The sequence below is a fragment of the Cellulomonas sp. P4_A2 genome, from assembly GCF_056402515.1.
In genome coordinates, this window is the sequence record NZ_JBFUHG010000132.1 from 1 (window position 1) to 428 (window position 428).

Sequence of the window (428 nt, forward strand, 5' to 3'; positions counted from 1 at the left end):
ATGCGAGACGATGTACCGGCCTGGCCCCCGGTGGCCACGGCGTCGACGGTGCCCGTGGTGAGGCCGTCGGAGGCACCGTACACGGCGGCGGCGAGTCCCGCAGGGCCCGCACCGACCACCATCACGTCGCACCGCCCGGCCTCCGGCGAGGGGGCGGGCAGCCCGATGAGCCGGGCGAGTTCGGCGTTGCTCGGATTGCGCAGCACCCGCTCGCCCTTCCAGATGACCACCGGAGTCTCCTCGGGACGGATGGAGAACCGGCGCAGCAGCGCGTCCGCCTCCTTGTCCTTCTCCAGATCCACCCAGCGGTGGGGCAGCCGGTTGCGGGCGGCGAACTCACGCAGCCGCAGCGTGTCCGGTGAATAGCACGACCCCAGGATCCGGAAGCCTGCGCTGAGGCCGATGAGCAGATACCGGCGGCCCAGGTA

The 428-nt window shown here is 71.7% G+C and carries 1 protein-coding gene; it reads right to left on the minus strand.

Features of this window, described 5'->3' with window-relative positions:
* Positions 1-428: thioredoxin domain-containing protein (locus AC1DUE_RS20425; protein WP_477041230.1), on the minus strand; the 428-nt coding region annotated here is incomplete at both ends.